We start from the raw sequence: 26,666 nt of genomic DNA on the forward strand, positions 1-26,666 counted from the left end.
CGGTGGAGTCGTGCTGCATAACGCTCGATCGTCTTCCCTAACAGTACAGTGTAGTCCAGACAGGAAGATTTCCATGAACGCTCGTACCCTTTTGAACTTGGCTTTGTCTATCGCGATCGCAACTCCAATCGCACTGCCTGCATCGGCTGAAGTCGTTATCTCTAGCACAACTTCAGTCACGAGATCCCAACAAGGCGCATTGATTCCTCAAACTGCCGGGGTAATTATTAAGCTGCCAGGAGCAGTCAATGTGGATGTTGGACAAAAGCAGGACTTTCCGCTTACCGTTCCGCTCGCGCAGCCGTTGATGGATTTGCAAGGGAATGAAGTCGTGCCAGCGAATACACCCGTTTCTATCAAGCTGAAGCCCGAAAATGGTGGAGCGCGAATTGTCGCAGAGGCGATTGTTGTACGGGGTCAGATTGTTCCGATTCAAGCGACAACTGCGATCATTCCAGGAACCACGATCGAACAAGTCAGCGGCGCAGAACGGGCACGCGAAAATAGCGGCATGATGGGCAATTTATTTGGCTCAGTTTTGGGTGCGACCGCTCGCAGCAGCCGCAAAGCAGAAATGTTTGATCAAGGAGGCATGATTGGTGGTGCGATCGGCATTCTCAGTGGGATGAGTTCTCCAAAGAACATTCGAGTCGTGCAATTGCCCGCAGATAGCGTGTATGTTTTATCACTGCAAGCACCGATTTCATTACCAATGATCGCGATCGCTCCACAACCTGCACCCCAAGCAGAACAGCCAGAATTTAACTTTCGTAATAGTTCAGAATATCATCAAGGAATTGAGAGTGTGATCGCTGGATTCAAGCAAGGAAAGCTGTCTCAGGCAGAAGCGCGTCGCGTTATTGCGGCAGTCGATCACTATGCAACCCATCAATTAACCCCAAAACTTTATCCACTTGCAGGCTTACGTCGCCAAGTCGGGCAACTGTTCGATTATACTTACGCAATTGATCAAAAATGATCAGGTGCTGTGTCGCGATCTACTCTTTGAAATACTTATCCTATGCCTCGCGCTGTTAATCGTTCAACGGTTTTAGAAACTGGACAAGCTAAACTTTGGATCTTGCTGATTGGGATCAATCGATATCGAGATTCAAGACTGCCCTCTTTACAATATTCCGCGATCGACTGTCAGGGTCTCGCCGAAGCCTTAATTGATGCTACGCAGGCATTTCCTCAGCGATCGATGCAGATCCGACACGATTTTGGGGTGCCAGCGACGCTCCAGCAAGTTCGAGACAGTTTAGCGGCGATCGTGGAATCTGCTCAAAGCCGGGATACGGTGCTGATTTACTTTTCTGGGCATGGGATTTTAGAGGACGAACAGCCTGTCCTATGCTTAGCTGATACTCAGAAAGATGACTTGCTCAATACAGGGTTGAGTATTGCTGAGCTTTTAGAACAGCTAGGTCAGTGTCAAGCTCAGCAGCAGATTGTCTGGTTAGATGCGTGTCACAGTGGAGGCATGACGCTCAGAGGCGCAACACTTCCTAATCCAACGGCTCAGATGATGGGATTGCTCGGACAGCGCGCGGTGCAAAGTCAGGGATTTTATGCGTTGCTCTCTTGTGATCAGTCTCAGCAGTCTTGGGAGTTTCCAGAGTTGGGGCATGGCGTATTTACTTACTTTCTGATGCAAGGATTACGAGGCGCGGCAGCAGATGCCAGTGGCGCGATCGATGCAGATGGATTGTATAAATATGTTTATCATCAGACGCTTCAGTACATCGATAAAAGCAATCAACAACTGCGATTGATCAATCAGCAGAAGCGAGGACGCGGTGAAACGCACTTACAGCCTGAATATCCCTTGCAAACTCCGAAGCGAATCGTTGAGGGGTTTGGGCAGTTTACGTTAGGCGTGAAATCGACCTCGATCGCGCTTTTGCCTTCTCGACAAGCCATCATCATTGATGTGTTGCGCGATCATCGCCTGACTTTGCAATTTAGTAAGTTGCTCAGTAGTGTGGGTGGGTTTGAACTGGTGTATCAATCGAGCGATTGGGAAACGGTGCGATCGCAAATTCAATTCAAGCTCGAAACCCCCGAAGCAACAAGCGTTTTAGTCTACATCCGTGGCAGAATTGCCATCGTGCAAGATGAGCCTTGTGTGATTTTGGGAGAAGGAGAGCGGATTACGCGATCGTGGTTGCGAACGGCTTTGCGTCAGAGTGAAATTGCTCAGCAGATTGTGATCCTCGATTGTCCTGGGGCAGATACTTTACCAGAGTGGGTTGAAGAATTACGACGAGAGCAAGGGCAATGTTTGATCGCAGCAGCAGCGCCTCGGAATGAACCGGAACTATTTACGCGATCGCTGATTGAGACGTTAAATCGCGCCGAAAATCAGAGCGGCTTTCCTGTTGCAGCTTGGATTACTCAGCTTCAATTAGCGCTTGCAGGCAAGATGTCGCTGCATGTCTGGTTATCGGGCACTCAGGGCGTAATTGATATCTTTCCAGAACAGCAGACAGTCAAACCTTCAGAGATTGGAGTGTGTCCGTATCGAGGGCTGCAAGCGTTTAGCGAAGACGATGCAGAGTTCTTCTATGGTCGGGAAGCTCTGACTCAGCAGCTTTTACAAGCCGTTCAGCAGGATGCTTGCCTCGCAGTCGTCGGGGCTTCGGGCAGTGGAAAATCTTCGGTTGTGCAAGCCGGATTAATTGCACAGTTGCGACAAGGAAAGCGAATTCCGGGAAGCGAACAATGGTGGATTGGGCGGATGCGTCCGGGCGATCAACCGTTTGAGTCATTGGTGAAATGCTTGGCACAACCCGGAGAACAAGACCAGATCGAAGGCTTGATGTATCAGGGAACAGAAGGCTTTGTGCAATGGTTACGAACTCGCACTGAGCCGATGGTGTTACTGGTGATCGATCAGTTTGAGGAGATATTTACGCTGGCTTCAGACTACGATCGTCAGGATTTTCTCAACATCATTTTAGAAGCGCTGGAATATACTTCCGATCGCTTTAAACTGGTGCTAACGCTGAGAGCCGACTTTGTAGCCGCCGCATTGGAAATTCCTAAACTTGCCGCGATCCTACAGCGATCGAGCATTTTGGTTCCGCCTTGTTTGAGTGATGAAGACTATCGGCAAGTCATTGTCCGTCCCGCTGAACAGGTTGGCTTAAAAGTCGAGCCGAGCTTAGTCGAAGTCTTGCTCCAAGAGCTTGATCGCACCCCCGGAGATTTACCACTGTTAGAATTCGTTTTAGAACAACTGTGGCAGAAGCGCAAAACAGGAGAATTAACCCTCAAAACTTATCAGTCTGAGATTGGAGGCTTGCAAGGCGCGTTAGAAAACAAAGCACAAGCAACTTATGATCAGTTGCGTACTGATGAACAAGACTGTGCGCGCTGGATTTTTCTATCGTTAACTCAGTTAGGCGAAGGGACAGAAGATACGCGCCGTCGAGTTTTGAAAGCAGATCTCGAAGTTGCAAAATATCCGCCGAATTTAGTCGATCGCACGTTACACGCGCTCAGTGATGCCAAATTAATTGTCATTAACACCGAAGAACTGCCGACGAGTCGAGGAGAGTTAACGACAACTGAAATTCCGCCTGTAGTCACGATCGAAGTGGCTCACGAAATTCTCATTCGTCATTGGTCTACCTTACGCTGGTGGCTGACTGAGAACCGCAAACGGCTGCAAGTACAACGCCCAATCGAGCAATCCGCGATCGATTGGCATAGCAACAATCGCCCGTCTGATCTCCTGCTGCGAGGAATGCGCTTAGCAGAAGCAGAAGAACTCTATGTGAAATACACCGATGAACTGACGCGAGAAACCCAGGAGTTTATTGCAGCCAGTCTTGATGCGCGGCAGGGCGAACAACTTGCACTCAAGCGCCGTTTGCGTCGCGCTCAGCAGGCAATTCTCGCGATCGCATCTTTAGCAATTGCAGCGATCGGTTTCGGAAGCCTCGCTGCTTGGAACCAGCGGAATGCTCAAATTCGTGAAATTCAAGCGCTCTCAGCCTCTTCAGCAGCCTTATTAAACTCAAATCAGCAGCTCGAATCACTAGCAGATGGAATCAAAGCAGGACACCAATTACAACGACTCGATCGACCTTGGAATTTTCTACCTTTCGATGTGAAAACGACTGCGATCGCAACGCTGCAACAAGCAATTTCTCAAACTCAAGAATCCAATCGTCTCGAAGGTCATGCTCAACAAGTCAATGATGTGCAGATGAGTGCAGATGGGCAGCTCATTGCAACCGTGAGCAATGATAATGTAGTAAAACTTTGGTCACGGGAAGGGGCAGCGATTCAAACGCTAACAGATCATCGCGATCGCGTTTTAGCTGTGACATTCAGTTCTGACAATCAACAGATTGCAACGGCAAGTGCTGATAGAACCATCAAAATTTGGAATCGGGATGGAAAATTAATCCACACCTTGAATGGACATCGAGACTGGGTGACTGATGTGCAATTTAGCGAGAATGGTCGATCGCTGATTTCTAGTAGCCGAGATGGAACCATTAAGCTCTGGAACTTGGATCAAAAGAAAGAAGTTCAGACCTTTAGAGGGCATCGAGGATGGGTGAATCAAATTGCATTCGGACAAAGCGATCGCCAAATTCTCTCTGGCGGTGAGGACGGAACGATCAAGATTTGGGAAGTTGGAAAATCTGGAGCGATTAGGAGTTTTAATGCTCATCGAGAGCGAGTGACGAGCGTGAGCATCGCTCCAAATCGGCAATCGATTCTCAGCAGTGGCGACAATCTAGCAAAGCTTTGGACATTGAGCGGCAAAGAGATTGCTACTTTTGAGGGACATCGCGATCAGGTGAATACAGCCATTTACAGTCCTGACGGGCGGACGATCGCGACTGGCTCCATCGATCAGACCATTCGACTCTGGAATTTAGAAGGCGCACTGCTCGCAACCATTCAAGGGCACGGTGCAGCCGTAATGAATCTCAGTTTTAGTCCGGCTGGAACTCAGCTTTTAAGTGCCAGTGCAGACAAGACTGCGCGAGTTTGGCAAGTCAGTACGCTCGCAAAATTGAATACTGGATTTTCTGCCTTAGCAGTGAATGGATCGATGATTGCGATCGCGACTCCAGACCAAACGATTCAAGTCCAACAAGACGGCAATCTTCGCATTCTCAAAGGTCATACGGCTCCCATTACTCAACTTCGGTTCAGCGGCGATACCTTAATCTCAGCGAGTGCAGATAAAACCATTCGGATTTGGAATGCCAAAACAGGCGAACCGATCAAAACGATTGCCGCACATGGCGATCGCGTCACTGCCTTGAGCGTTGATCACGCGCGTAAGACCTTTGCTTCAGGCAGTGCCGATAAAACCATCAAGATTTGGTCAATAGATGGCAATGCGATCGCAACGTTGCAAGGTCACACCGATGAAGTAACCGCCCTCAGTTTTCTTGCAGATGGACGCTTAGCTTCTGGCAGTATCGATAAAAGCATTCGATTGTGGAATGTGGATCAAAAAACCTCAACGGTGCTTGGAGAACATCGATTAGCCATTTCTGATCTCGCTGTAAATGGTGATACTCTAGCTTCAGCCAGTTGGGATAATACGATTCAGCTTTGGTCAATCCAAGAAGCCCGCTCAAAATATACGCTGATTGGACACAACAACGGAGTGACCTCTTTAAGCTTTCACAATTCAGTACTCGCATCAGGCAGTAGTGATAGCACAATTAAGCTCTGGAATGCGGAAACTGGGGAATTGATCAAAACCTTAAATGGCACTCAGGATAGGGTTGCGAGCGTGGCATTTCAGGGCAATACTCTGCTGAGCACAAGCGATCGAGCCGGATTGACGACTTGGGATTTCGATTTAGAGCGCTTGATGAAGCAGAGTTGCGATCGCGTGCAGTTTTTTGCGCGATCGCACTCTGATTTAGCGAAGCTATGTAATTGATAGAGCAGTCCTAAGTAGATGGACGTGATTAAGTATCAGTCCAGCGCGTCCTCTCACTTCGTTGCTCACCCGCCCCGGAATGAATTCGGGGCTAACTCTGCGAAGTCCACTGAACTGGACTAACAGCCAATCGCAACGTCTTCTTCAGTGGGTTTCAACCTACTTCGCACAGCTAGCCCGAACTTCCAGTTCAGGGCGAGACGCAAACGCAGCGACTATCTTGCGACTATCTGCTTAAATTGGTAAGGAGTAGGATGTTTGTTGCCTTGCTAGCTCCCCACTCCCTACCTCTTACAAAATCTGCGCCGAATCATACAACTGACGCAAAATCGTACTAATCTTCTGCCCATACTGCGGATCAGCCGACCATCTCCCGGTCAATTGTTCAATCAAGGGCGCAATTCCGCGCGTCACAAACCGAAATCGCGGAGTGACTACATCCTGCACCAAAGGTTCTGTACTCGCATACGCTTTCAATAGCTGAATATGCGCTCTTACCCCAATTTGAGCATTTGGGAAACTTGCTCCTTCAGGTCCTCCACCCACATCACCTAATCCAGCGAAATTATTCTGAGATGGCTTCACATCCCCGCCAAATCGTAAATAATTGGTCTCTAGTAACATCTGACTAAAGGCAATATCATAGTTCACCCCTTCGATCGCGCCTTCTTGACGATACAAATCCGCGATCGTCGGAAACTGTGCGACCGCAGCTTCATTATTTCTTCTCAGGAACGTGATGAGTTGCGAACTCAAAGTATTGCCATTGCCCATAATGCGATCGAGCGATCCCGCACAGACCCGCAAAATCGATCGCAACGTCACCGTTCTTGTCTTCGCATCCCACCCGATCACAACATTAAACTTTGCCAAATCCGTCGCTCGAATAAAGACGACTTGACGATAGTTAATCCGAGAAATCCCCGGTTCTTTGGACAAATCAAGCCCTAAGCGATCGATAAGATCCAGTGGCACAAAAGAATTTCCATTTACCAAAATTCCTTTCTCACCATAAGTCTGACCATTCAGATTAATCGCAATTTCTGGATACTGATTCGGATCAGGCGGTAAAGCAGTTCCTCGCACCCAAGCCACTAATCCATCCGAAATGCCCAGCGACACATCTCGACGCTGATTTTGAATAATAAAGCGATCGTCTGGATTCGTCAGAAACCCGATCGTCATTAGCAACGATCCACAATTGATTTGACGACAAAAGGGCAGACTCCCTAATCCCGTATCGGTGTCGGGTCGTGCGCCTCGACTAGGAAGTTGCGGCACACGACGAATTAAAGCTTGTAAAAGCAATTCGGCATTGCGTCGTCGCTGATCATTATTCGCAATGAAGTAGACCGTCGAGCCGCGCACACTGGGATTACTGAAGGCATCGGCTCGAATTTCTAGGGCAACATCATCTCTCCGGGCGCGCGCATTAATCCAGTCAATCGCTTGTGCAGCACTCAGCGCATCCGGGACAGATAAAACTTCGACTCCGCGCGATCGCAATTCTGTGACGATCAAATCGCGCGTCAGAATCATTTCTCTGGCTTCGGTTGTCCCGGCAACGACTGCACCCGGATCTGTGACTCCATTGATGCGATTGCCATGCCCTGCGGAAATAAAGATACGTCCCATCAGCTTTACGAATAACGAATTTATAGGTTGAATCGTCAGTCGCCCATTTTATCTCTTTTTCAGGGAATGACCCATTTCCAAGGAGATTGCGATCGCGGTTTATCCAACTGATTGCAGGTGCGATCGCACTCGTCACCGATCAAAGCTCACTCAAATGCTTACTCATTCGTCCTTTGCACTTCTCCTGCGGGTTGCTTCGGCTTTCCGCCTGAATTTCGCACATTCACAACCTTCCCTAATAAATCAAACCAAAACGGCGCACCCATCGCGATCGCAATTCCGCTCACAATCCAGCCCGACAACATCCGTAAAACCCCGAGCGGGCGATTGACCATAATCTGCGCGACCTGCAACGGAACTGGCGCATTCGATGATTGATCCGTATTCAAACAGCCCTTATACAAATTGTCCCATTGCGCCTTGAGCTGATTCGCTTCAGTATTTGCGACATCTTGAGGGGGTGCAGACGAGATTGCACTGGATGGACAGCCCAACTGTCGCCCGAGATTACTCGAATTCCAGCTAATCGGAAACGAAATCTCTCGTAACACTGCATCCGTCTCATTCTTCAACTCCTCAAGCTGAGCCGAAAACCTCGGCGATCGCTGAGCATCCAAATTCAACTGCGAAGCTCGCTCAGTGACTAATCGACGCAAACTATCATCACTCGACAACCGATTGAAAATATGAAACGTATCCGAGTTCGTCGCCGCCGCTAATGTTAACCCAATGAGAATCGCCACCCCTTTTGCATTGCGTTTATACACGCCTGAAGCCCGCGACATCGAGCGATCGAACCAGACCGAAATCTCATCGCGAAACTGATTGACCTGATTTTCCGCTTGATCCACGCGAGCCTGCGACCGTTTTGCCAAAATCGCAATGCTCTCTTTTACAGAATCCGGCAGACGGCTCAACCCATTGCGAATCGTTTTATAGGTTTGATAGTCCTCATACAGTTGCCGTTCTTCGGGCGTGAGATTGGCGAGTGCATTCGCTAGGAAAATTTGCTGCAAATCATAGTCTAGATCCTCGAATTTTGTCGGGTGATCCAGAGCGTTCGCATCCAGTCCCAATCGATAGTCGTTGATTTGCGTCTGAATCGTTGAATTGACTTGAGCGTCAATCGGACGAGCTTGATTCGCAATCCGATCGTACGCTCTCGCCACTTCTTGATGAGTACTACTGCCTTGATGCACCAAGTCTGCAACTTCTGCAATGCTCGGTTTCAACCCACCAGAACTGAATGCTCGCTCATAATTCTGACCAAACACACTCGCCTTGTACGACTGTAATCGCCGGACAAACAGTGCCGTTTCTGGAGACGATTGATCGAAGTTTGCACAGGCTGCAATATACGCATCTAAGCTTTCTCCTAAGCGCTCGACACTCGTTTCTAAGGTCGCTGTACGCACCCGATACGCATTGAGAATTTGATCGTACTCTTCGACAAGCACCCGAAAATTTTGATCAGCACTGAGGCTCGATCGCTCTGATTTTTCCGCGATCGTGCGAATGGCTCCCCGCTCCCACCCATCTTGGAATTGATCATCATCCGGCAATCCCACCTCGCCGAATTCATTGACCCAATAATGTCCTACAATCCGGTGAACGAATTTCTCAAACCGCACCTCGGACAGTTTATCCACCATAGAAGTAATGCCCAACTGCTCAATCAGCGAAGTCGCAAATGTCTCTGGTGCAATGTAAGACGGTCCCGAAGATTGATTATGACCAAACGCGCCAGGTCGATTGCCTGGAAACAGGATTCTGGTAAGTTTCCGAAATGCTTGAGGCACCGCTCCTTTCGCTGCTTGATTGACGTTTTTGAGCAAGGGATCATCATAGAGTCGTCCGACCAAATCCTTGACTCGCTGTTCTTCGGGCGTATTAATCCCGCCTCCTAAGAGTACTTCGATCGAATCTTTCAAATGTTTTGCCCGCCATTGCAGCACTGTTGCCAGTAATTCTTGTAGTTCTGAAGCTAGCAGACTCAGAATTAAGTAAGTAAAGATTAATCCAATAGCAACATCTAAAACAAAAGGTAAATTCATCGATCCAGTTCTCCCTGACGCTGAGTGAAGCGCCTAACATCATACACAGAGCAGTGAAAGTGTAGCGATTTCTTCCTTTTATCTCGTAAAAATTAAGAAAAACATAACTCTGGTATTGCGAATTGGTTACGATTTCTGAATCTTGACCTGATACGCTTAAGGGAGAAGGCGCAGGATCGGGACATGAAACGTCGATCGCTACTACAAGCAGGTATTTTTCTCGGAGTCTGGGGAGCCAGTTCATGCACTCGGACAGCACAAGTTCTCGCTGCGCCGACTGCTCGAAAACTCGCGCTTTTAGTGGGAATTAATCAATATCGCAATGCGGCACTGAATGGCTGTTTGACCGATATTGAATTACAAAAAGAATTGCTGATTCATCGCTTCGGATTTCAGCCCAATGACATTCTGACTTTAACGGATCAGCAAGCAACGCGATCGCGCATTGAAACAGCTTTTATAGAACACCTCATTCGACAAGCCCAACCGAATGATGTGATTGTTTTTCACTTTAGCGGCTTCGGAAGTTTACAAAAACTCGGCACAACGGCAGATGACATTCAGCCAATTTTGATCACAGCCGATGAACCGCAAGATAACGTAATCGCGAACGGAATTTCTCAAGATACTCTGCTGCTGCTTTTGCGATCGCTGCCGACTCAGCAAGTCACCACGATCATTGATGCGGGTTATCTCTATCCGGGCTATCCTTTGCGGGGAAATTTGAAACTGCGATCGCGATCCAGCGATCCAGCGACTCAATTGATTGACGAAGAAATCGAATTTCAAGAACGGCTACTTGCTAATACAAAACTCGATCGCACTCGAACAAAAGTGCAATGGCGATCAGGACAGATGCCAGGAGTGGTTCTATCTGCTGCCGATGCTCAACAATTTGCGACAGAATCCCCTTGGAATGGATTTAGTGCAGGACTGTTTACTTACGCACTGACGCAGCAACTCTGGCGATCGATGCCCGAAACCACGCTGAGAGTCGATCTTAGAGGAGCCTCCGAACTGATTGCAAGGCAGTCTGATGCCAAGCAACAACCCATTTTAATCGGGCAAAAAAGCCGCGAGCGACCGCTCAAACCTTACCAAGTGCCCATAACTCAACCGTCCGCTGATGGAGTTATTACCGCGATCGAAGACAATGGCAAAATCGCATACTTATGGCTCGGAGGTTTACCTCCCCAGGTTCTAGAAGCTTACAGTCTGGGCGGATTATTCAGGACAGATCACTCAGTGCTTCAAGTGTATGAACGCAATGGATTAGTAGCGAAAGCGAAAGCGATAGAATTTCCTGTGCAAGTCGGTCAACCGATTCGAGAAGCGATCCGAACTTTGCCGAAAGATCTGAGCTTAGCGATCGCGATCGATGCGACCTTAAATCGAGTCGAGCGAGTCGATGCCGTGAGTGCTTTTTCGGGACTGCCAAGAGTTGTAGCAGCGATCGCAGGCGAACAAGCAGCCGACTATTTATTTAGCAAAGTTGAAGAACCGACACAAGTTGCTTCACTGACAACAGAAGCGATGAAAGGAACGATTTCACCCGCTGGATATGGATTATTTTCACAAGGGCGAGAAGCGATTCCAAGTACAGCAGGCGAGTCTGGAGAAGCCGTAAAGTTAGCAGTCAAAAGGCTTACGCCACAGTTGCAAACGCGCTTAGGTGCAAAGTTACTCAGCTTAACAGCGAATTCAGATTCATCTCAGCTACCCGTGCGCGCGACTCTCGTCAATGCTGACGCAAAGATTGCCGTCCAGCAGACGAGCCGGGTTGCCGAGCCTGCGAGTGATGTCGTGCCTTCTAATGGAAAAGTTCTCTCACTTCCAATTGGGACTTCGATTCAGATCCGGCTTGAGAATCATGATGCTGAATTGATTCACTTTCTCGTTCTAGGATTAGACAATAATGGAACGGGTGTAGTACTCAGCCCAAGAGAAAATGAGCAAGTAAAATCCACGATCGCTCCCGGCGAAACCTTCACCCTGCCTCAAGCTCAATCCGATTGGATTGTACGTTTGCCCGCGGGTCTATCTGAAGCTTATGTGATTTGTAGCCGTACTCCATTTCAGCAAACTGAAGCTTTAGTAGGAACTCGAGAAAAGTTTATCCGCTCTCTTCCCAATTTCCTTGATGTTGCTCAAGCAGTGCTACAAGATGTGCATCAAGCAAGTAGTACAATCCCTGCAATTACGCCTCCTGAACTCTTCGCTCTGAATGTCAATGCATGGGCAACGTTTCGCTTCTTCTATCAGGTGGTTTAGAGAATAAAATTCAGCGTGCGATCGTAAATAGGCAATTTTGCGAATCAACATTGATGCAGTTCTGGAATACGATCGCAGTAAATTGAATCTAAACTTCGATTTCTGAGTTTCCTTCTACTTCATTCATCGTTATGCAAATGCAACGCGTATTGTTATCTTTAACGGCTGCTCTTGGAATTGGGTTCAGCCTCAATTCCTGGTTTCAAGCTCCCACAGCAGCACAATCTTCTAAAGTTGCACAAAATTCAGAGTCCCCCTTAGAAACACTCCCAAACGTCGATAACATTCGCTTTCGCGCGCTAACTTATCAGCGATCGCAAACTCAAAGTAATTCAGCAATAGAAGCAGCGATTCGCCGAGAGCTTTCTGGAGATGTAGCTGACGTTCGCTATCTTTATAACTCGATCGATTTAGATGGCGATGGTCGCGATGAGAAAATTGTATATTTAGTTTCTCAATCGACCTGTGGCACAGGCGGCTGTACAATGCTGATTCTCAAACCAGCAGGAAACGGTTACAGTTTGCTTTCGCGACATACGATCGTCAATTCTCCGATCGTTGTAAGCAACACCCGCACAAAAGGCTGGCGCGATATTATTCTGTTCGTTGCAGGTGGAGGCATACAACCGAGCTATCGCAGCTTAAAATTTAACGGTTCTACTTATCCGAGCAATCCTTCAAGTGCTCCAAAATTAGCTCCTAGCACGATCGTAACGGGAACTGCTCTCATCTCGAATCAGATTCGCCCAGGCGTTGGCATTCCGCTCACGGCTCAGACAGGAACACCTCAACTGACACCTCAGCAGCAAGCTTCGCTGAAGTCTTTGAAAATTGCGATCGCAGTTCCAAGCTCTGTTCCTGCTGGCTATACGGTGAGCAAAGTGGATGTGAAACCTTGTGCAGGTAGATGCCGATTTGGGCCAGACTATGGCATCGTTTACCGCCATGCACAGCAGGATAAATGTTTTGCGATCGAGGCAACGGGTGGCGGAGTGGGTGGTGTACCTGGAGGGTATGAATTTCCAGTAGAAACGAAGCTTTTCGGGCGAGTCTCTCTGCTGTTTGGTGAGCAAACTGGAGACTTTAAAACCCCATCCGCTCAGCAGCTTTCTACACCTCAGCCCAATTTACTCAATGATTGGGCGACTGCACCAGGTTCGACTTCTCCGTTTTATCGAATTCTTGGTGCTGATTTTGTTCGTCGAACCTACTACGGTGGCAAAACAAATCAATGCCGAAATACGATTACTCCAAATGAAGCGGCAGGAATTTTACGATCGCTGTCCTGGTTAAAGTAACGTTTTGACTCACTGAACCAATTTCGCCAAGCTGCGCTTCTGAGTGTCCAATAATTCATCGACTAAAACGAGATTCATTGTTCTCGGAAGCGCCTGCTAGAGTATTCAAACAGCTTTTTGTCCATTGATCCGATCTGCCCAAAGCTGATTCTGATCTACACTGAGCACAATCCGCCGATAAAACTCGTTCTCAAGCTCCAAAGTCAAATATCGTCCCAACCGTGTCACATACCAAAACTCTTTACCCCGATCGGTATAGTAAGTTCCCGCCTTAATCACCCCTGGCAAAAACGTCCCTGGCATCCTAACATCCGTCCAGCTATGTCGAGGCTCCTCAGTTGATACCTGAGTAATATGACTCAACGGAATGTACAAATCCGCATTAAAGTAAAACGCCCAAATACGTTCCCAACCATCAAGATCGATTTTGAACTGATCATCTGAAATAGATAATTGCATAGCTTTTACTGCGAGGATGTTCTAAAGATATCAAAAGACTTTTCGCTCACATTGCCATCCCACCCCGGCATAGAATTTCGGAGCTAGTAAAACGAAGCCTCCTAACCGGGACTAACCAAAAGATTGAGCGACCCAGTCCTTTTAAGGACTTCGCACCGTTAGCCCTGGAATTCTATTCCGGGGCGGGTGAATGCGTCTCAACGACGACTTTCTAAATCATCCTCTTAAACTGGTTCATAAAAGACCGATCGATAAAATCCTTCGCCCACCACACCCACGGAGCGCGCCACCCAACGCTCCCATAAGATGCCACTGCAACCCTGTCTCCCGTTCCAATCAAACTCAGATAGCGTTTCTGAGGACGATAAGGCTTCAACGCCCGGTTTTCCAACGTAGCAGAGAGATTGTGATACAAAGGCTTGCCCTGCCTCACCGCAAATACCCCTGCCTTCGGTCGATCGTAGTGCATCATTGTGGCAATATCACCCGCTGCAAACACCTCAGGATGAGACACCGACTGTAAAAATTCGTTCACCAAAACGAATCCTTGCGCGTCTACTGCCAGCCCAGACTGCTTGACCCAAGGCGCAGCCGAGGCATGAGTCACCCAAACCGTTGCATCACAATCCGTCGCACGTTCCACAGCTTGCCCAACGTGAAGTTGAATCCCTCTCTGCGTCAAAATCTTTTGAAATTGCTGCCGCACCCAAGCGTTATGACTTGGCAACAACTCGCGATCGCGTTGAAACAAATGAATCTTTAACTCAGGCATCTTCGCCTGCATATTCAACGCCAACTCGACCCCGCCTGTTCCACCGCCTACGATCGCCACACTCTTACCGTCAAACTGATTCCACCATTTGAGAAACTGAGCAATCGGCTTTGCCCCAATTCCCGCCGCTCCTGCTGGCATCATCGGCGTACTGCCAATATCGAGCGACACGAGATCAAACTCAACCTCTCCTGCCTCACATAAGACTTGATGCCGAGCCAAATCCAACCCAATTGCGCGATCGATTCTCAATTCAGCCTTAGCGAATTCACACAGCGATCGCAAATCGATATGACACTCCTCATACGAGTAGAAGCCTGCTACATGTCCCGGCAACAGCCCTGAATAAGGCGTATTTTCTGCCTCACTAATCAACGTAATTTCGACATTAGACAGCGGATGCAATCCGAATTGTCGAAGTGCGATCGCGTGACTATGTCCTCCTCCCACCAAAACCAATTTTTGCATTCCGGTAATTTCTTCAGGTTAGCGATCGACAACCGCGAGAACGCCCACGTATAACTACTAATTTTTACGAAAAATCCGTTAAAACCGATAGCTCAAACGGCAGATAAAACCGTGCGCTCCGTAAACTCATGGCTATTCTGTATAAATGTAAACGACTGGGGTATCCGTATGAGCAAACGACACTGGATGATGAGCGCTGCAACCGGAACAGCACTCTTACTCACAAGTTGCGCGACCAACCGTACCAATACTCAATCTACACCGCCCACCCCCCAAGCCTTCCCGCAACCTGTCGTACCCGCCAAATCGCTCACCCTGCCTCCGGTCAAAATCGCAGGCATGATTCCAACGACCAATAGCAAACTCCCATTAATGCCCGTTGCTGTCGGAAGCAATCGCGATCCCTTCGCAGCGCCTCAAATGCCAACCGACCTGAGAGCCACGATCAAACCAGCCCACACAAAAACGATCGCAGCAAAATCCTCAACCATCAGCACTTCACCTGCCGTTGCTTTACCTCAGCCTCAACCCATTCGGCTCACTTCTACCCCGATGCCTCCGCTCTCAGTCGGCACACTGCCGACCGTCCAACCTGCTCTGCCTGTGATCCCACCCCCTCCTATCTCTCGCCCAAATTTGGCAGACGCGATCGTCTTAAGCGGCGTGATTCAAACTGGCTCAAACATAAGCGCGATCGTTCAAGATACCGACGGAACCTCGCGCTATGTGCAAGTTGGAGAACGCCTCGCAGGTGGAGAAGTGACGGTAAAACGAATCAACCCAAATCCGGCAGGAACTCCCTCGATCGTCTTCCTGGAAAATGGCAAAGAATGGGTCAAATCCGTCGGCAGTTCAGAAAGCTCGATCGCACTTTAGAACTTGCAGAATTGCTACATTGGAGAAATCTGTGATTGCAATTAAAATCGTAGATTCACGATGCAACGATTACTGCGGAAATCGCCATGAAGCTTTCTAAAAAGACACTCGAACAGCGACTTGACCATGTTTACGATGTAATTATTGTAGGCGGCGGAGCGGGTGGACTCTCTGCTGCAATTTATTTACAACGCTATCGGCTGTCGTGTCTGGTGATCGAAAAAGGTCGCGGTCGATCGTTCTGGATGCAAGAACTGCAAAATTATCTCGGTCTGCCCCCTGGCACTCCTGGTCGCACCATGCTCCAGCAGGGGCAAAATCATTTTCTCTCGCTAAATGGCGATTACCTCATGGGCTTTGTCGAAGAGGTGCAAGATGAAGGAGAAACCTTCGCTGTCAAAGTCAAAGTCGGCAAACAAGATAGCATTCACCCAGTTTTTCGCTCTAAATATGTGATTGCTGCGAGTGGGATCATCGACCACTTGCCCAAGCTCGACGATATGCAGAACGTATTCGACTACGCTGGGCACAACCTGCATGTCTGCATGATCTGCGACGGTTGGGAAATGGCGGACAAAAAATGTGGCTTGTTTGTCGGCAGCGAAGGCGCGATTAACACCGCATTTGTGTTGAATTGGTTTACGCCTTACATCACCGTTTTTACCCAGGGCTTATTTGAAGTCAGCGACGAGATGCGAGAAAAATTAAAATCTCACGGATATCCACTCATCGAAACGCCGTTAAAGCGATTCGTTGGACATGATCATGAGATGACAGGCGTAGAACTCGCGGACGGACGGACGATCGAATTACAGACGGGCTTAGTGGCAATGGGTTCGCATTATTACAATGCCTACTTAAAAGGGATTGAACTCGACTGGAAAGGCGGAAACCTCCTAACTGACGACATGTGTAGGACATCGCATCCGAGAATTTTTGCACTGGGAGATTTAAAAGAGGGATTAAATCAGGTATCAATTGCGGTTGCAGATGGTACATTGGCGGCAACTGCAATTTGGCGAGACATTCGTCGATCGTCTCCTCCGCGATTATGGGAGGAAAACCTTAACGTCATAACCCAAGAGGGAGTACCTATCTCGTGATGCAACTTGACGCTTCTCAAGCTCAGCAAATCTTTGCTGAAAATGCCCGTCTCCAAGAAGAACTGCAAATGCGCGATCAGCTCGTGCAGCAGCTCTCGCAGGAATTATTCCGCCTGGTTAAAGGCAATGCGAGTGCGCCCATCCCCGCTTCAGATGAGCCGTCCGATCGACAAGTCGCTGAAGTCCGGGCGCTACGCGAACAGCTTCAGACCGTAGAGGAACAAGTCACGTTCTACCAAGAGCAAATTACGCAACGCGATGAAGAAATGCGCCAGTTACGGCAAACGGCTCAGGAATTAACTGAGCGATCGAAGATGCTCGAACAAGTCGTGCAAGAATTGCCTAAAGTGTATCGGCAGAAATTTGCCGAGCGGATGCAGCCTGTGCGAGAAAAGGTGGCAATGATTCAGCGCGAAAATCGTCAACTTCACGCGGAACTCCAAAGCGTCAATTATCGCTTAGCTGTACAAAATCGCAGAAATGGGCATCTCGATTTGCCGAGTTTTCCGCGCGGTGAAGGTGAAATTTCACTCCCCACGTTTGGGAATGCTTAGATCAAGAATCTCTAACGCATAATCGAACAACTAAGCCCCCACAAGTTCAATCTTGCGAGGGCTTTTTGCTTAGAATGATTTGCTGGAGTGAGGTTTCGACTTCGCTCAACTCGCGCAGACATTGGATCTAGAGCGATTGAAAGCGCCGAACGAGGTCGAAACGCAATGAATAAATTGATTCTGATAAATTAAGCGACTTGTAGCACTTCTTGAACCCGACCGAAAGAATGCTCGATCGCTTCATAATTTTCAAAAATCGAAAACGCCTGATCCAATTGCGTAATCTCAAAGACTAACCGAGTCGAGGGACGCAATCCACATAGAACAAGCTGCGTACCTGACTGTGTCGCAACTTTTAATCCTGAGACCAACGAAACTAACCCCGAACTATCAATAAACTCGACACGCGACAGGTCGATCACCCAAGCCTTATATTGCCGAGGTGCGAGGGTTCCCAACTGTTCGTGTAATGCTGCGCCACCCACTGCATCTAATCGACCTTGGGGCTGTAGCACAACCTCTTCGTGCCGCTCAATTAACGCCATTTCCAATCCCCACATAACTTTCGTTCACTCTCACGTTTATGCTTTGTCCGACAGACTTGATCGGCGCAAGGCTGGTTCCTTCGATAAGTAGTTGTACGCATTACTTAGTGCTTCAACTATAAGGAGTCTGTTTCCGGATGCGCCAAACGACTATCGTAGTTTCATCGAATCTTTATTTTTCTCAGTATCTCAGCGCAATTTTAATAAAGATTTCCCGATTGTTATAGAAAAATACGGATGACAGTTGTGAAAAGATGCTATCGACGCTCCCCTGAATCGCCAAATTGGAGAAACTGTCGATCGATTGATTGACACTTGAGGCGAAACCACGTCAAGATCGAAAGAAGATGAAGGTTTGTAAAGGTTATTGCAATGTCACTTGACTTCATTTCGCCGGAAGCGATCGAGCAGATTGCTCAGCAGTATGGTTATTGGGCGATTTTTTTCGGGATTTTGTTAGAGAATTTAGGGCTGCCCATTCCCGGTGAAACGGTGACGCTTGCGGGTGGCTTTTTGGCAGGAAGCGATCAGTTAAATTATTTCTGGGTAGTGGGCGATGCAGCGCTCGGCGCAACGATCGGTGGCAATATTGGCTACTGGATTGGGCGTTACGGCGGTTGGGCATTGCTGGTCAACTTGGGCAAAGTGTTCCGCATTCAAGAGACTCAAATCGAAGAACTAAAGCGTCAGTTTGGTGAGAATGCTGGCAAGGCAGTTTTCTTGGGTCGATTTGTGGCATTGTTGCGGATTTTTGCCAGTCCACTCGCTGGAATCGCAGAAATGCCCTACTGGAAGTTTACGCTGTACAACACTGCCGGAGCGCTGACTTGGGCAACGGTCATGGTGTCGTTGTCGTATTTTGCGGGTCAGGTTTTCCCCCTAGAGAAGCTGTTTACGCTGGCTTCTCAGTTTGGATTGGTGGCACTCTTGCTCGTGGTGGCTTGGCTCGTGGTTCCGTTTTGGTTGGAGTCTCGGAAATCGAAACAGTTGGTGTCTGAAACGCTAGAAGCCAATGCGCTGCCAACGGTATCAGATGACTCTTCTCAAAGCCAGTAATCTTGTTCAAGTTGCATGAATTTGCGGGAGCCAAATTTGGCTCCTTTTTTGTGGCTTGATTTGAGCGATCGCTTTAGGAGAGTTTCAGGCTTTAATCATTGACGAATTCCTCTCAAAATGAGAGTATTAAATAAAGGATCTTTATTTAATTGAACTTCACTATTTATGAAAAGCTTCTATTACTTGAATGCATTTAATCCACATTCGCAATTTACGCGCTGAGACTGAACGTTATCCAGATGTCACTTCTCAGATAGAAAGTTGGTATACCACGGTCAAAAAAGCAACTTGGCAAAACTTGGAAGAAGTTCGCTTGATCTACCGGGACGCTGAATCTGTCGGGAACTTCACGGTCTTTAATATCAAAGGGAATGCTTATCGTCTTATCGTTTCCATCGACTACGAAGACGGAACGATTTTCTATAAGTACTTCCTCACACACTCCGAATACGACAAGGACAAGTGGAAGAATGACCCTTACTTTTGATGTAGAAAAATACAGCCAGCTTCTCACCCAATCGACTCCTCAAGTTATCGAAAGTCCTGAGGAGTACGATCGCATTATCACGATCGTAGAGAATTTGCATTTCAAGAAAGGTAAGTCCGCTGAGGAGCGTAAGTTATACAAGCTCCTCGTAGCACTTGTCGAACTTTACGAAACTGAACATTTTCCGATTCTGGCTGCCACACCTCGCGAAGTTCTGTTACACATTATGGAAGCGAGCGGAACTCGTCAAGCCGATCTGGTCGGGGTGCTTGGTTCTAGTGGTGTTGTCAGCGAAGTGGTGAATGGCAAGCGGGCAATTAGTAAGGCTCAAGCCAAAGCGCTAGCGGCACGATTTAGAGTGTCTCCTGATCTCTTTCTTTAAGTGAATCGTGCAAGTCTGAGAAAACTTGATTTGCGCGATCGCCTAATGTAGAATAAGAACTCCTCGGGCGATTGGCACAGGGGTAGCGCATTCCCTTCACACGGGAGAGGTCACTGGTTCAAATCCAGTATCGCCCATATTTTAGAAACGAGTTTCGGAGAGAAATTTCACTATGAAGCCGGAAGTCGCGATCGCAATTCTCTATCAGCATCAGACTTTCCTGCTTCAACTCCGAGATAACATTCCAAACATTGCTTATCCAGGACATTGGGGACTGTTTGGGGGACATTTAGACCCAGGCGAGACTCCTGAAGTGGCAGTCGTTCGAGAATTGCAAGAAGAGATTTGCTATACAGCGACGGATCTCGTGAAATTTGGAGTGTACGAAGACGATCGAGCGACTCGCCACGTCTTTGCGGCTCCACTGAGCGTGGATGTTGCTGAACTCAAGCTGATGGAAGGTTGGGACTTGGGGCTATTTACAATCTCAGAGATTCAGCAAGGAGAGCGATTCAGCGATCGAGCCAATCAAATTAGACCCTTGGGCGCAATTCACCAGCGAATTTTGCTAGACTTCATCAATGCAAAAGGGTGAGATGATTTCACATCATGGATTTGGTGCGACTACAAAAGGCGCTTTCGGTCGAAGCTGATCGCGGATTTAATGATCTGGAGGGCAATCAGTTCCGCTTCAGCGAATTTTTGCATCTCACATTGACCGAAGGGACTCCCGCACTCCCGGCAGCTGAGCAAGCACGCTGTCAGACGATCGCGAATCAATTCGCGAAATATTCCGATTTAGAATTTTCACAACGCCAGCATTTAGTTGCTGAAACTCGACGCTTCCTCTATCAAGTCAAAAAATCTGAAGAAAAACCGACGGAGAAAGCCTCGACTAAACCCACTGCAAAAGTTACTCCGAAAGTTACTCCGAAACCGATCGAAGTCGCTACACAAGACATTCCGCTGACACAAGCTATTACTTATCTGCCAGGAATTGGTCCAAAAAGTGCCGAAAAGCTTGCCAAACTTGGACTTTACTTTGTTCGCGATCTACTTTACTACTATCCGCGTGATTATATTGACTATGCTCGCCAAGCCAAAATTCGCGAACTCAAAGTCGGCGAAACGGTCACAATCGTCGCCATTATTAAAAGCTGCAACTGTTTCACCAGTCCGCGAAATAGTAAGCTGACGATTTTAGACTTAAGCATTCAAGACTCTAGCGGTTCGATGAAAATCAGCCGTTTCTATATGGGGAGCCGTTTTGCAAGTCGCGGCTGGCAAGAACAACAGAAAAGACTATATCCGAAAGGAGTCTCGATCGCGGCTTCTGGCTTAGTCAAACAGACAAAATATGGCATTTCACTTGAAGATCCAGAGATCGAAGTGTTGGATCAAGAAGGCGAAACCCTTGATTCTTCAAACATTGGGCGGATTGTTCCGGTCTATCCCTTAACTGAAGGAGTTGGGGCAGATCTAGTCCGTCGGGCAGTGACTGCATCCTTACCTGCGATTAAGAATTTGCATGAACCGATGCCGAAAGGGTTACTCGCAGAATATGGATTAATTGGTATTCAAGACGCGATCGCGAATATTCACTTTCCGACTGATTCGGAGACATTAGAATCGGCTCGACGACGCTTAGTATTTGATGAGTTCTTTTACTTACAGCTTGGCTTACTCAAACGGCGCAGAGAACAGCAGCAAACTCAAGCCAGCGCAGTACTCGCACCCACTGGAGAATTAATCGATCGCTTCCATCAGTTACTTCCTTTTAGCTTAACGAATGCTCAAAGCCGCGTTGTCAATGACATTCTCAATGATCTTCAGAAACAGACTCCGATGAATCGGCTCGTGCAAGGCGATGTCGGCTCAGGGAAAACGGTTGTTGCTGTTATTTCGATCCTAGCAGCGATTCAATCGGGCTATCAGGCAGCGTTTATGGCTCCAACTGAAGTTTTAGCAGAGCAGCACTATCGAAAATTAGTGAGTTGGTTTAATCAACTTCATTTGCCAGTGGAATTGCTCACAGGTTCGACCAAAGCAGCCAAGCGGCGAGAGATTCACAGTGGATTGCAAACCGGGGAACTTCCTTTGCTGGTTGGAACTCATGCTTTGATTCAAGATACAGTCAGCTTCGATCGCTTAGGCTTAGTCGTGATTGATGAACAACATCGCTTTGGCGTTGAACAACGCGCCCGACTTCAGCAGAAAGGCGAACATCCTCATGTGCTTACGATGACTGCAACGCCCATTCCGCGAACCCTTGCTTTAACGCTGCACGGAGACTTAGATGTGAGTCAAATCGATGAATTGCCGCCTGGAAGAAAAGCGATTCAAACAACTGCATTGACCGGTCGCGATCGTCAACAAGCCTACGACCTGATGAAGCGTGAAATTGCACAGGGACGGCAGGTTTACATCGTCTTACCCTTGGTCGAAGAGTCAGAGAAATTGGATCTCAAATCTGCGATCGACGAACATCAACATCTGAGTGAGAATGTTTTTCCAGATTTCAAAGTAGGGTTACTGCATGGTCGCATGACTTCTGCTGAGAAAGACGATGCCATTACTCAGTTTCGAGATAACAAAACCCAGATCCTCGTCTCTACAACCGTTGTAGAAGTCGGTGTCGATGTCCCGAATGCCACCGTGATGATGATTGAACATGCGGAACGATTTGGATTATCACAATTGCACCAGCTTCGAGGTCGAGTCGGACGGGGCGGATCGCAGTCGTTCTGTCTATTGATGAGCAATTCTAAGAGTGAAACCTCAGTTCAGCGCTTGAAAGTGCTCGAACAATCTCAGGATGGTTTCTTTATTTCTGAGATGGATTTGCGATTTAGAGGGCCAGGAGCAGTGTTAGGGACGCGGCAATCCGGCTTGCCAGATTTTGCCTTAGCAAGCTTGGTCGAGGATCAAGAAGTCCTTGTGCTAGCAAGAGAGGCAGCAGAGCGAACGATCGAGAAAGATCCAACGATCGAGAAATGGAATGCAATGAAAGCGGAATTAGAATATCGCTATCAAAGACTGATGGGTGGCGCAATTCTTACTTAAGGCGGGACGCAACCATCGCGGTTAGTGTATAACATATTAGTTTCGACAGAATCACAATCATTGAGGCGACACGAATGCCACGCACGAATGCTCGAAAAACTGAAGCAACCGACCCAGAATTGCTGAAAGAGCTAGGTTTAGAAGAGATCGAAGAGACTGAAGCAGACTCTGAGCCACCTGAAGAGGATGCAGAGGCTCAAGAAGTCGAAGAGCCTCAAGAGGTCGATGCGGTTCAAGATATCGACGAGATTTTGAACTCCTTGAAGACCTTGCTGAGCACAGTTGAGAAGTTGCAAAAAGTTCGGCAAGATGTTGGCGATATTAAGTCGCTACTGGTCAGAATGCTCGATGGCGAACTGATGGCTGGAGAAGAACTTGAGCAACTTAAAACAGGTGTAGCAGGACTATTGCGCCTAGTCCGTGCTCATAGCGATCATCAAGCAGCGTTGGCGAAAGCGCAGGCAGCGAGAGATTTATTAGACGAAGTGCTGAAGTAGGATTATGGCGATGCGGGTTGAGTTGTGAATGTTAATAGGAGTGGGGGGTAGGGAGTAGAGAGCTACTTAAGAAAACAACTCCCCCTCCCCACCTTACGTATCAAATTCATACTTATAAACAGAGCATTAATTCCGATCCAGTTTGAGTCTTAGTGACTTCAATGCGAGCTTGGAAAGCTTCCCGGAAGTGAGGCATATGTGTAATCGTCAAAATGCAGGCAAACTCAGGCGCGATCGCATTAATCGCAGCAATTAAGCGATCGCATCCTTCTTGATCCTGAGTTCCAAAGCCTTCATCGACAATCAGCATTTGCAAGGCTGTTCCTGAGCGTTGAGCCAGTAATCGCGCTAGAGCGAGCCGAATCGCAAAATTGACTCGAAACGCTTCTCCTCCTGAATATGTCTCATAGGGTCGCGTTCCATAGGCATCTGCAATCAAAATGTCTAAAGTTTCCATTGCTTTCGCAGACGTGGATTTAGATTTGCGATTGCGTTGGGTGACGAATTGGACGTGTAATTGATTCGCGCTGAGACGGGACAGAATTTGATTCGTCGTCGCTTCGAGTTGCGGCAAGATGTTCTCAATCATCAAGGCTTGAATTCCATTCTTGCCGAAAGCTTGGGTCAGTTCTTGATAGATTCGAGTCTGCTGACGAGCCGTTTTAAGCTGAGCATTAATCTGTTGGAATTGCTGGCTGAGCGCTTCTTGCTGTTTCTGCTGTTGCTGAAGTCTGCCCAACTTCGATAAATGCTCATCAAGCTGAGTTCGATGATGTTGGATTTGCTGCTCTAAGGCTTGAATATGCGGTGCGAGATCAGGCGTGCGCTCTAAGGCTTGGATCAACTCTTGACAGTGATATGTGATCGTTTGCAAATCGGTGAATCGTGCTTGCGCTGTGTCTGCAAGTTCTTGTAAACGTTGCTGAACATGGGGATAGTTTTGCTTAGCTTGTTGAAGCTCTTGATAGCGAAGTTGCCAAGGTTGAGCTTGACGAATCGCAGCCCGAATTGCATTGTGCTGTTCCAGGTTGTATCCAATTTCTGCAATTTGTCGATCGTAGTATTTCAATCCGCGATCGAGTTCCTGACTCAACTGTTCGAGTTGCTGCTCGATCTGCTCAATTTGCGCTTCTAATTCGGGTTGTCGCTTCAATAAAGTTGCTTGTCGGCGTTTCGCTTGTTTGATTTCTGCTTGACGGATTTCTGCCCAACGCCAGCGATCGACACTTCCGCGAGCCAAAGCATGATTACGATCGTCATAATCGATCTGTTGCAAATGTCGATCGAGCAGTTGCAATTCCTCATGAAGCGGCAACTCAAATTGTCCGGTCTTGAGTTGTTCTTCTAACTTGGCAGATTCAGCCGTAATTTGAGCCAGTTTTTCTTGAACGGCAGCAGTATTTTGTAATTGTTCTTGTAACTGTCCTCGTCGCTCTAACGTTCCGCCATATTGCGCTAATTTCTTTTCAATGTCGGTGTACTCTTGGCGCAAGACTTGAATTTCACGCTCAGAAGTCGTCAACTGTTCACGGATCACCCAAATTTCCGAGAGAATTTCTTCACGCTGTTGTTGTTGCTTTTCGAGAACGAGATGCCAATGATGTTCATCTAAAGGTCGATCGCATAAGGGGCAAGGCGGAAAAGATTGTTGTTTGAGTTGAACAAGTGTATTGCCTTCAGAGTGCTCTGCTTCAGATGCGATCACAGTTGCCTTCTCTTGCTCTAGCATCCGAATCTTCTGATCAATCTCTGCTAGCTGTGCTTCATAGTTGCGTTGATGGGCTTGCAGTTGATCGACAAAACCACGTCGCTCTAAGCCTTTTTCAAGCACTTGGTCTTGATAGGCGCGGAGTTTTTCGAGTTCTTCAATTTTGACTGCAACCTCGACGGCTGCTTTTTTTAAGCTCGGTTGTCGTTGCTGTTGAGTTTGAAGTTGTCGAGCAGAGGTGCGGAGTTCTTCTAGACGAGCAGAAAGACGAGTCGAAGCACGATCGAGTTCTTTTTGCAATTGTTGTCGCCGTTGCAGAAGCGGAGAAGCCTGCAACTGAAGCTGATCGAGTTGCTGAAGTTCTTGACGTGCGGCAATCAGATTTTGAACTGCTGCTTCAACGTCAGCTTCTTTTGTGAGCGCTTTTTCAACTTCTTGAAGCTGTTCTTGTAAAGTAATTTCTTGAGCTTGAACTTTTTGCAGTTGATTCTGAAGCTGTTGAATCTTTTCGGATTGTTGTTGTTCGTGCTGTTGGCGTTGGGACTGTGCGACCTGATGCGCCTGGAATTTTGCTGAGAATGCTTCCTCTTGGGCTTGCAACGCTTGCCAATGACGATATCCGGCAATGATCGTCGTTTCTTGTTGCAGTAATTTTTCTAAGGTTTGACGCTGCTGATCGGTTTGCGATCGCTCTTTCTGCAATCGCTGACAGTCTTGATCCAAATTGCGCTGCTGTTGTTGCTGCCAGCTTAATTGCTGCTGCCAAGTTTGTCGCTGATGCTGAACGGCTTGCAGTTGTTGAAGTTGTTCATTACTGGCAGCTTGTTGGGCTTGCATTTGGGTGAGAAGTGCTTCAAGTTCGGCACGTTCTTGCTCGATCGCGTCTCGTTGCTGAAGCTGTTCTCGAATTGCTTCTAAATTTCGCTCTAGTAGATCAACTTGTCCTTTAAACTGACGCGATTTATCTTTTGCCTGTTCTGCAAGCGTGTCGTATTGGTGAAGTTTCAAAAGATCGGCAAGAATTTGCTTACGTTCCGCAGGACGTTTCAGCATAAATTCATCGGCTCGACCTTGGCGCAGGTAAGCCGAATTTACAAACGTATCGTAATCAATTTTGAGATGGCTCAGGATCAATTGCTGCGTGGATCGAATGCCTTTGGCGGTTAGCGATCGAAACCCACCGTCCTGCATAATTTGAAATTCCAGCGAGATGCCTTGCCCACGTTGGCGAGTTCTGAGCACGCGATAGATCTGCTGATGCATTCCGAAGATAAATTCAACTTGCGCTTCTTTTGCGCCCATATGAATCACATCATCTTCTGAAGCTGCTCGGCTTTCACCCCAAATCACCCAGGAAATTGCTTCTAGTAGCGAAGATTTTCCTGCCCCATTTGCCCCACAAACGCACGCAGTATGAAGCCCCCGGAAGTCAAGCGTGGCTTCCTGGTAGCTCAGAAAATTCCGAAGAGTCAGGCGTTGCGGAATCATAGCGAAACGAGCGGACGGGACAGT

Annotated in this window: 19 protein-coding genes and 1 tRNA gene; 14 read left to right on the top strand and 6 right to left on the bottom strand. The window is 47.9% G+C overall.

Going from position 1 to position 26,666, the window contains the following annotated elements; translation table 11 throughout:
* Positions 1-73 precede the first annotated feature (73 nt).
* Both ACMUEV_RS04290 and ACMUEV_RS04295 read left to right on the top strand, forming a co-directional pair.
* Positions 74-979 (top strand): hypothetical protein, encoded by a 906-nt coding sequence (locus ACMUEV_RS04290; protein ID WP_190653523.1) that lies wholly within the window; start codon positions 74-76, stop codon positions 977-979.
* A 42-nt stretch (positions 980-1,021) separates the two neighbouring features.
* Complete coding sequence (locus ACMUEV_RS04295; protein ID WP_190653522.1) at positions 1,022-5,926, top strand: caspase family protein; 4,905 nt, start codon at positions 1,022-1,024, stop codon at positions 5,924-5,926.
* A gap of 291 nt (positions 5,927-6,217) precedes the next feature.
* On the opposite strand, the gene ACMUEV_RS04300 is transcribed toward ACMUEV_RS04295, so the two are convergent.
* Together ACMUEV_RS04300 and ACMUEV_RS04305 are read right to left on the bottom strand one after the other, a co-directional pair.
* On the bottom strand, positions 6,218-7,561 hold the full coding sequence (locus tag ACMUEV_RS04300) for an N-acetylmuramoyl-L-alanine amidase (RefSeq protein ID WP_017290513.1): 1,344 nt from the start codon (positions 7,559-7,561) through the stop codon (positions 6,218-6,220).
* Positions 7,562-7,719: 158 nt separating this feature from the next.
* Positions 7,720-9,615, bottom strand: a complete 1,896-nt coding sequence (locus ACMUEV_RS04305) for a hypothetical protein (RefSeq protein WP_017290512.1) — start codon at positions 9,613-9,615, stop codon at positions 7,720-7,722.
* Between the two features lie 183 nt (positions 9,616-9,798).
* Between ACMUEV_RS04305 and ACMUEV_RS04310 the strand changes: the two genes are divergently transcribed.
* Both ACMUEV_RS04310 and ACMUEV_RS04315 read left to right on the top strand, forming a co-directional pair.
* Entirely contained in the window at positions 9,799-11,886 is a 2,088-nt protein-coding gene (locus tag ACMUEV_RS04310) for a caspase family protein (protein WP_190653521.1), read from the top strand.
* A gap of 131 nt (positions 11,887-12,017) precedes the next feature.
* Complete coding sequence (locus tag ACMUEV_RS04315; protein ID WP_190653520.1) at positions 12,018-13,184, top strand: hypothetical protein; 1,167 nt, start codon at positions 12,018-12,020, stop codon at positions 13,182-13,184.
* A gap of 105 nt (positions 13,185-13,289) precedes the next feature.
* On the opposite strand, the gene ACMUEV_RS04320 is transcribed toward ACMUEV_RS04315, so the two are convergent.
* Together ACMUEV_RS04320 and ACMUEV_RS04325 are read right to left on the bottom strand one after the other, a co-directional pair.
* On the bottom strand, positions 13,290-13,643 hold the full coding sequence (locus tag ACMUEV_RS04320) for a hypothetical protein (RefSeq protein WP_017290509.1): 354 nt from the start codon (positions 13,641-13,643) through the stop codon (positions 13,290-13,292).
* Between the two features lie 211 nt (positions 13,644-13,854).
* A complete protein-coding gene (locus ACMUEV_RS04325; RefSeq protein ID WP_190653519.1) occupies positions 13,855-14,883 on the bottom strand; it encodes an FAD-dependent oxidoreductase in 1,029 nt (342 codons plus the stop codon).
* Between the two features lie 168 nt (positions 14,884-15,051).
* On the opposite strand from ACMUEV_RS04325, the gene ACMUEV_RS04330 reads away from it, so the two are divergent.
* The 3 genes from ACMUEV_RS04330 (at position 15,052) to ACMUEV_RS04340 (ending at position 17,416) form a co-directional block, all read left to right on the top strand.
* Positions 15,052-15,759 carry a hypothetical protein gene (locus ACMUEV_RS04330; protein ID WP_190653518.1) on the top strand — a complete coding sequence of 236 codons (708 nt, stop codon included), beginning with the start codon at positions 15,052-15,054 and terminating at the stop codon, positions 15,757-15,759.
* An 86-nt stretch (positions 15,760-15,845) separates the two neighbouring features.
* The gene (locus ACMUEV_RS04335) at positions 15,846-16,862 is read left to right on the top strand and encodes an NAD(P)/FAD-dependent oxidoreductase (RefSeq protein WP_017290506.1); all 1,017 of its coding nucleotides are present in this window, start codon (positions 15,846-15,848) and stop codon (positions 16,860-16,862) included.
* A complete protein-coding gene (locus ACMUEV_RS04340) occupies positions 16,862-17,416 on the top strand; it encodes an Npun_F5560 family protein (protein WP_017290505.1) in 555 nt (184 codons plus the stop codon). Before ACMUEV_RS04335 ends, ACMUEV_RS04340 begins: the two co-directional genes overlap by 1 nt.
* Positions 17,417-17,604: 188 nt before the next feature.
* Here the strand turns inward: ACMUEV_RS04340 and ACMUEV_RS04345 are convergent, their stop codons facing one another.
* Positions 17,605-17,976 (bottom strand): STAS domain-containing protein, encoded by a 372-nt coding sequence (locus ACMUEV_RS04345; RefSeq protein WP_242044847.1) that lies wholly within the window; start codon positions 17,974-17,976, stop codon positions 17,605-17,607.
* Positions 17,977-18,333: 357 nt separating this feature from the next.
* Here ACMUEV_RS04345 and ACMUEV_RS04350 point away from each other — a divergent pair, with 357 nt between their 5' ends.
* The 7 genes from ACMUEV_RS04350 to ACMUEV_RS04380 all read left to right on the top strand — a co-directional run bounded on the left by ACMUEV_RS04350 (position 18,334) and on the right by ACMUEV_RS04380 (position 23,446).
* Positions 18,334-19,017, top strand: coding sequence for a DedA family protein (locus ACMUEV_RS04350; protein ID WP_190653517.1), 684 nt, complete (start codon positions 18,334-18,336; stop codon positions 19,015-19,017).
* Between the two features lie 187 nt (positions 19,018-19,204).
* A complete protein-coding gene (locus ACMUEV_RS04355) occupies positions 19,205-19,504 on the top strand; it encodes a type II toxin-antitoxin system HigB family toxin (RefSeq protein ID WP_190653516.1) in 300 nt (99 codons plus the stop codon).
* Entirely contained in the window at positions 19,488-19,886 is a 399-nt protein-coding gene (locus tag ACMUEV_RS04360) for a helix-turn-helix domain-containing protein (protein WP_190653515.1), read from the top strand. The genes ACMUEV_RS04355 and ACMUEV_RS04360 overlap by 17 nt, the downstream gene beginning before the upstream one ends.
* 65 nt (positions 19,887-19,951) lie before the next feature.
* Positions 19,952-20,023 (top strand) — tRNA-Val (locus tag ACMUEV_RS04365).
* Positions 20,024-20,058: 35 nt separating this feature from the next.
* On the top strand, positions 20,059-20,481 hold the full coding sequence (locus ACMUEV_RS04370) for an NUDIX hydrolase (protein ID WP_190653514.1): 423 nt from the start codon (positions 20,059-20,061) through the stop codon (positions 20,479-20,481).
* Positions 20,482-20,495: 14 nt separating this feature from the next.
* Positions 20,496-22,949, top strand: a complete 2,454-nt coding sequence (gene recG / locus ACMUEV_RS04375; protein WP_190653513.1) for an ATP-dependent DNA helicase RecG — start codon at positions 20,496-20,498, stop codon at positions 22,947-22,949.
* Between the two features lie 74 nt (positions 22,950-23,023).
* Positions 23,024-23,446 carry a hypothetical protein gene (locus ACMUEV_RS04380; RefSeq protein ID WP_190653512.1) on the top strand — a complete coding sequence of 141 codons (423 nt, stop codon included), beginning with the start codon at positions 23,024-23,026 and terminating at the stop codon, positions 23,444-23,446.
* A gap of 112 nt (positions 23,447-23,558) precedes the next feature.
* On the opposite strand, the gene sbcC is transcribed toward ACMUEV_RS04380, so the two are convergent.
* The gene (sbcC, locus tag ACMUEV_RS04385; protein WP_190653511.1) at positions 23,559-26,642 is read right to left on the bottom strand and encodes an exonuclease subunit SbcC; all 3,084 of its coding nucleotides are present in this window, start codon (positions 26,640-26,642) and stop codon (positions 23,559-23,561) included.
* Between the last annotated feature and the right edge of the window lie 24 nt (positions 26,643-26,666).

Origin of the sequence: Leptolyngbya sp. FACHB-1624 (genome assembly GCF_047649235.1) — a bacterium.
Classification (GTDB): Bacteria; Cyanobacteriota; Cyanobacteriia; order Leptolyngbyales; family Leptolyngbyaceae; genus Leptolyngbya; species Leptolyngbya boryana.

Bases quoted from the DNA above. Each gene is read 5' to 3' on its own strand.
- ACMUEV_RS04350 (WP_190653517.1), top strand. From the start codon at position 18,334: ATGTCACTTGACTTCATTTCGCCGGAAGCGATCGAGCAGATTGCTCAG.
- ACMUEV_RS04380 (WP_190653512.1), top strand. From the start codon at position 23,024: ATGCCACGCACGAATGCTCGAAAAACTGAAGCAACCGACCCAGAATTG.
- ACMUEV_RS04330 (WP_190653518.1), top strand. From the start codon at position 15,052: ATGAGCAAACGACACTGGATGATGAGCGCTGCAACCGGAACAGCACTC.
- ACMUEV_RS04290 (WP_190653523.1), top strand. From the start codon at position 74: ATGAACGCTCGTACCCTTTTGAACTTGGCTTTGTCTATCGCGATCGCA.
- ACMUEV_RS04340 (WP_017290505.1), top strand. From the start codon at position 16,862: ATGCAACTTGACGCTTCTCAAGCTCAGCAAATCTTTGCTGAAAATGCC.
- ACMUEV_RS04355 (WP_190653516.1), top strand. From the start codon at position 19,205: ATGCATTTAATCCACATTCGCAATTTACGCGCTGAGACTGAACGTTAT.
- ACMUEV_RS04315 (WP_190653520.1), top strand. From the start codon at position 12,018: ATGCAAATGCAACGCGTATTGTTATCTTTAACGGCTGCTCTTGGAATT.
- sbcC (WP_190653511.1), bottom strand. From the start codon at position 26,642: ATGATTCCGCAACGCCTGACTCTTCGGAATTTTCTGAGCTACCAGGAA.
- ACMUEV_RS04310 (WP_190653521.1), top strand. From the start codon at position 9,799: ATGAAACGTCGATCGCTACTACAAGCAGGTATTTTTCTCGGAGTCTGG.
- ACMUEV_RS04320 (WP_017290509.1), bottom strand. From the start codon at position 13,643: ATGCAATTATCTATTTCAGATGATCAGTTCAAAATCGATCTTGATGGT.
- ACMUEV_RS04370 (WP_190653514.1), top strand. From the start codon at position 20,059: ATGAAGCCGGAAGTCGCGATCGCAATTCTCTATCAGCATCAGACTTTC.
- ACMUEV_RS04295 (WP_190653522.1), top strand. From the start codon at position 1,022: ATGCCTCGCGCTGTTAATCGTTCAACGGTTTTAGAAACTGGACAAGCT.
- ACMUEV_RS04305 (WP_017290512.1), bottom strand. From the start codon at position 9,615: ATGAATTTACCTTTTGTTTTAGATGTTGCTATTGGATTAATCTTTACT.
- ACMUEV_RS04325 (WP_190653519.1), bottom strand. From the start codon at position 14,883: ATGCAAAAATTGGTTTTGGTGGGAGGAGGACATAGTCACGCGATCGCA.
- recG (WP_190653513.1), top strand. From the start codon at position 20,496: ATGGATTTGGTGCGACTACAAAAGGCGCTTTCGGTCGAAGCTGATCGC.
- ACMUEV_RS04345 (WP_242044847.1), bottom strand. From the start codon at position 17,976: ATGTGGGGATTGGAAATGGCGTTAATTGAGCGGCACGAAGAGGTTGTG.
- ACMUEV_RS04300 (WP_017290513.1), bottom strand. From the start codon at position 7,561: ATGGGACGTATCTTTATTTCCGCAGGGCATGGCAATCGCATCAATGGA.
- ACMUEV_RS04360 (WP_190653515.1), top strand. From the start codon at position 19,488: ATGACCCTTACTTTTGATGTAGAAAAATACAGCCAGCTTCTCACCCAA.
- ACMUEV_RS04335 (WP_017290506.1), top strand. From the start codon at position 15,846: ATGAAGCTTTCTAAAAAGACACTCGAACAGCGACTTGACCATGTTTAC.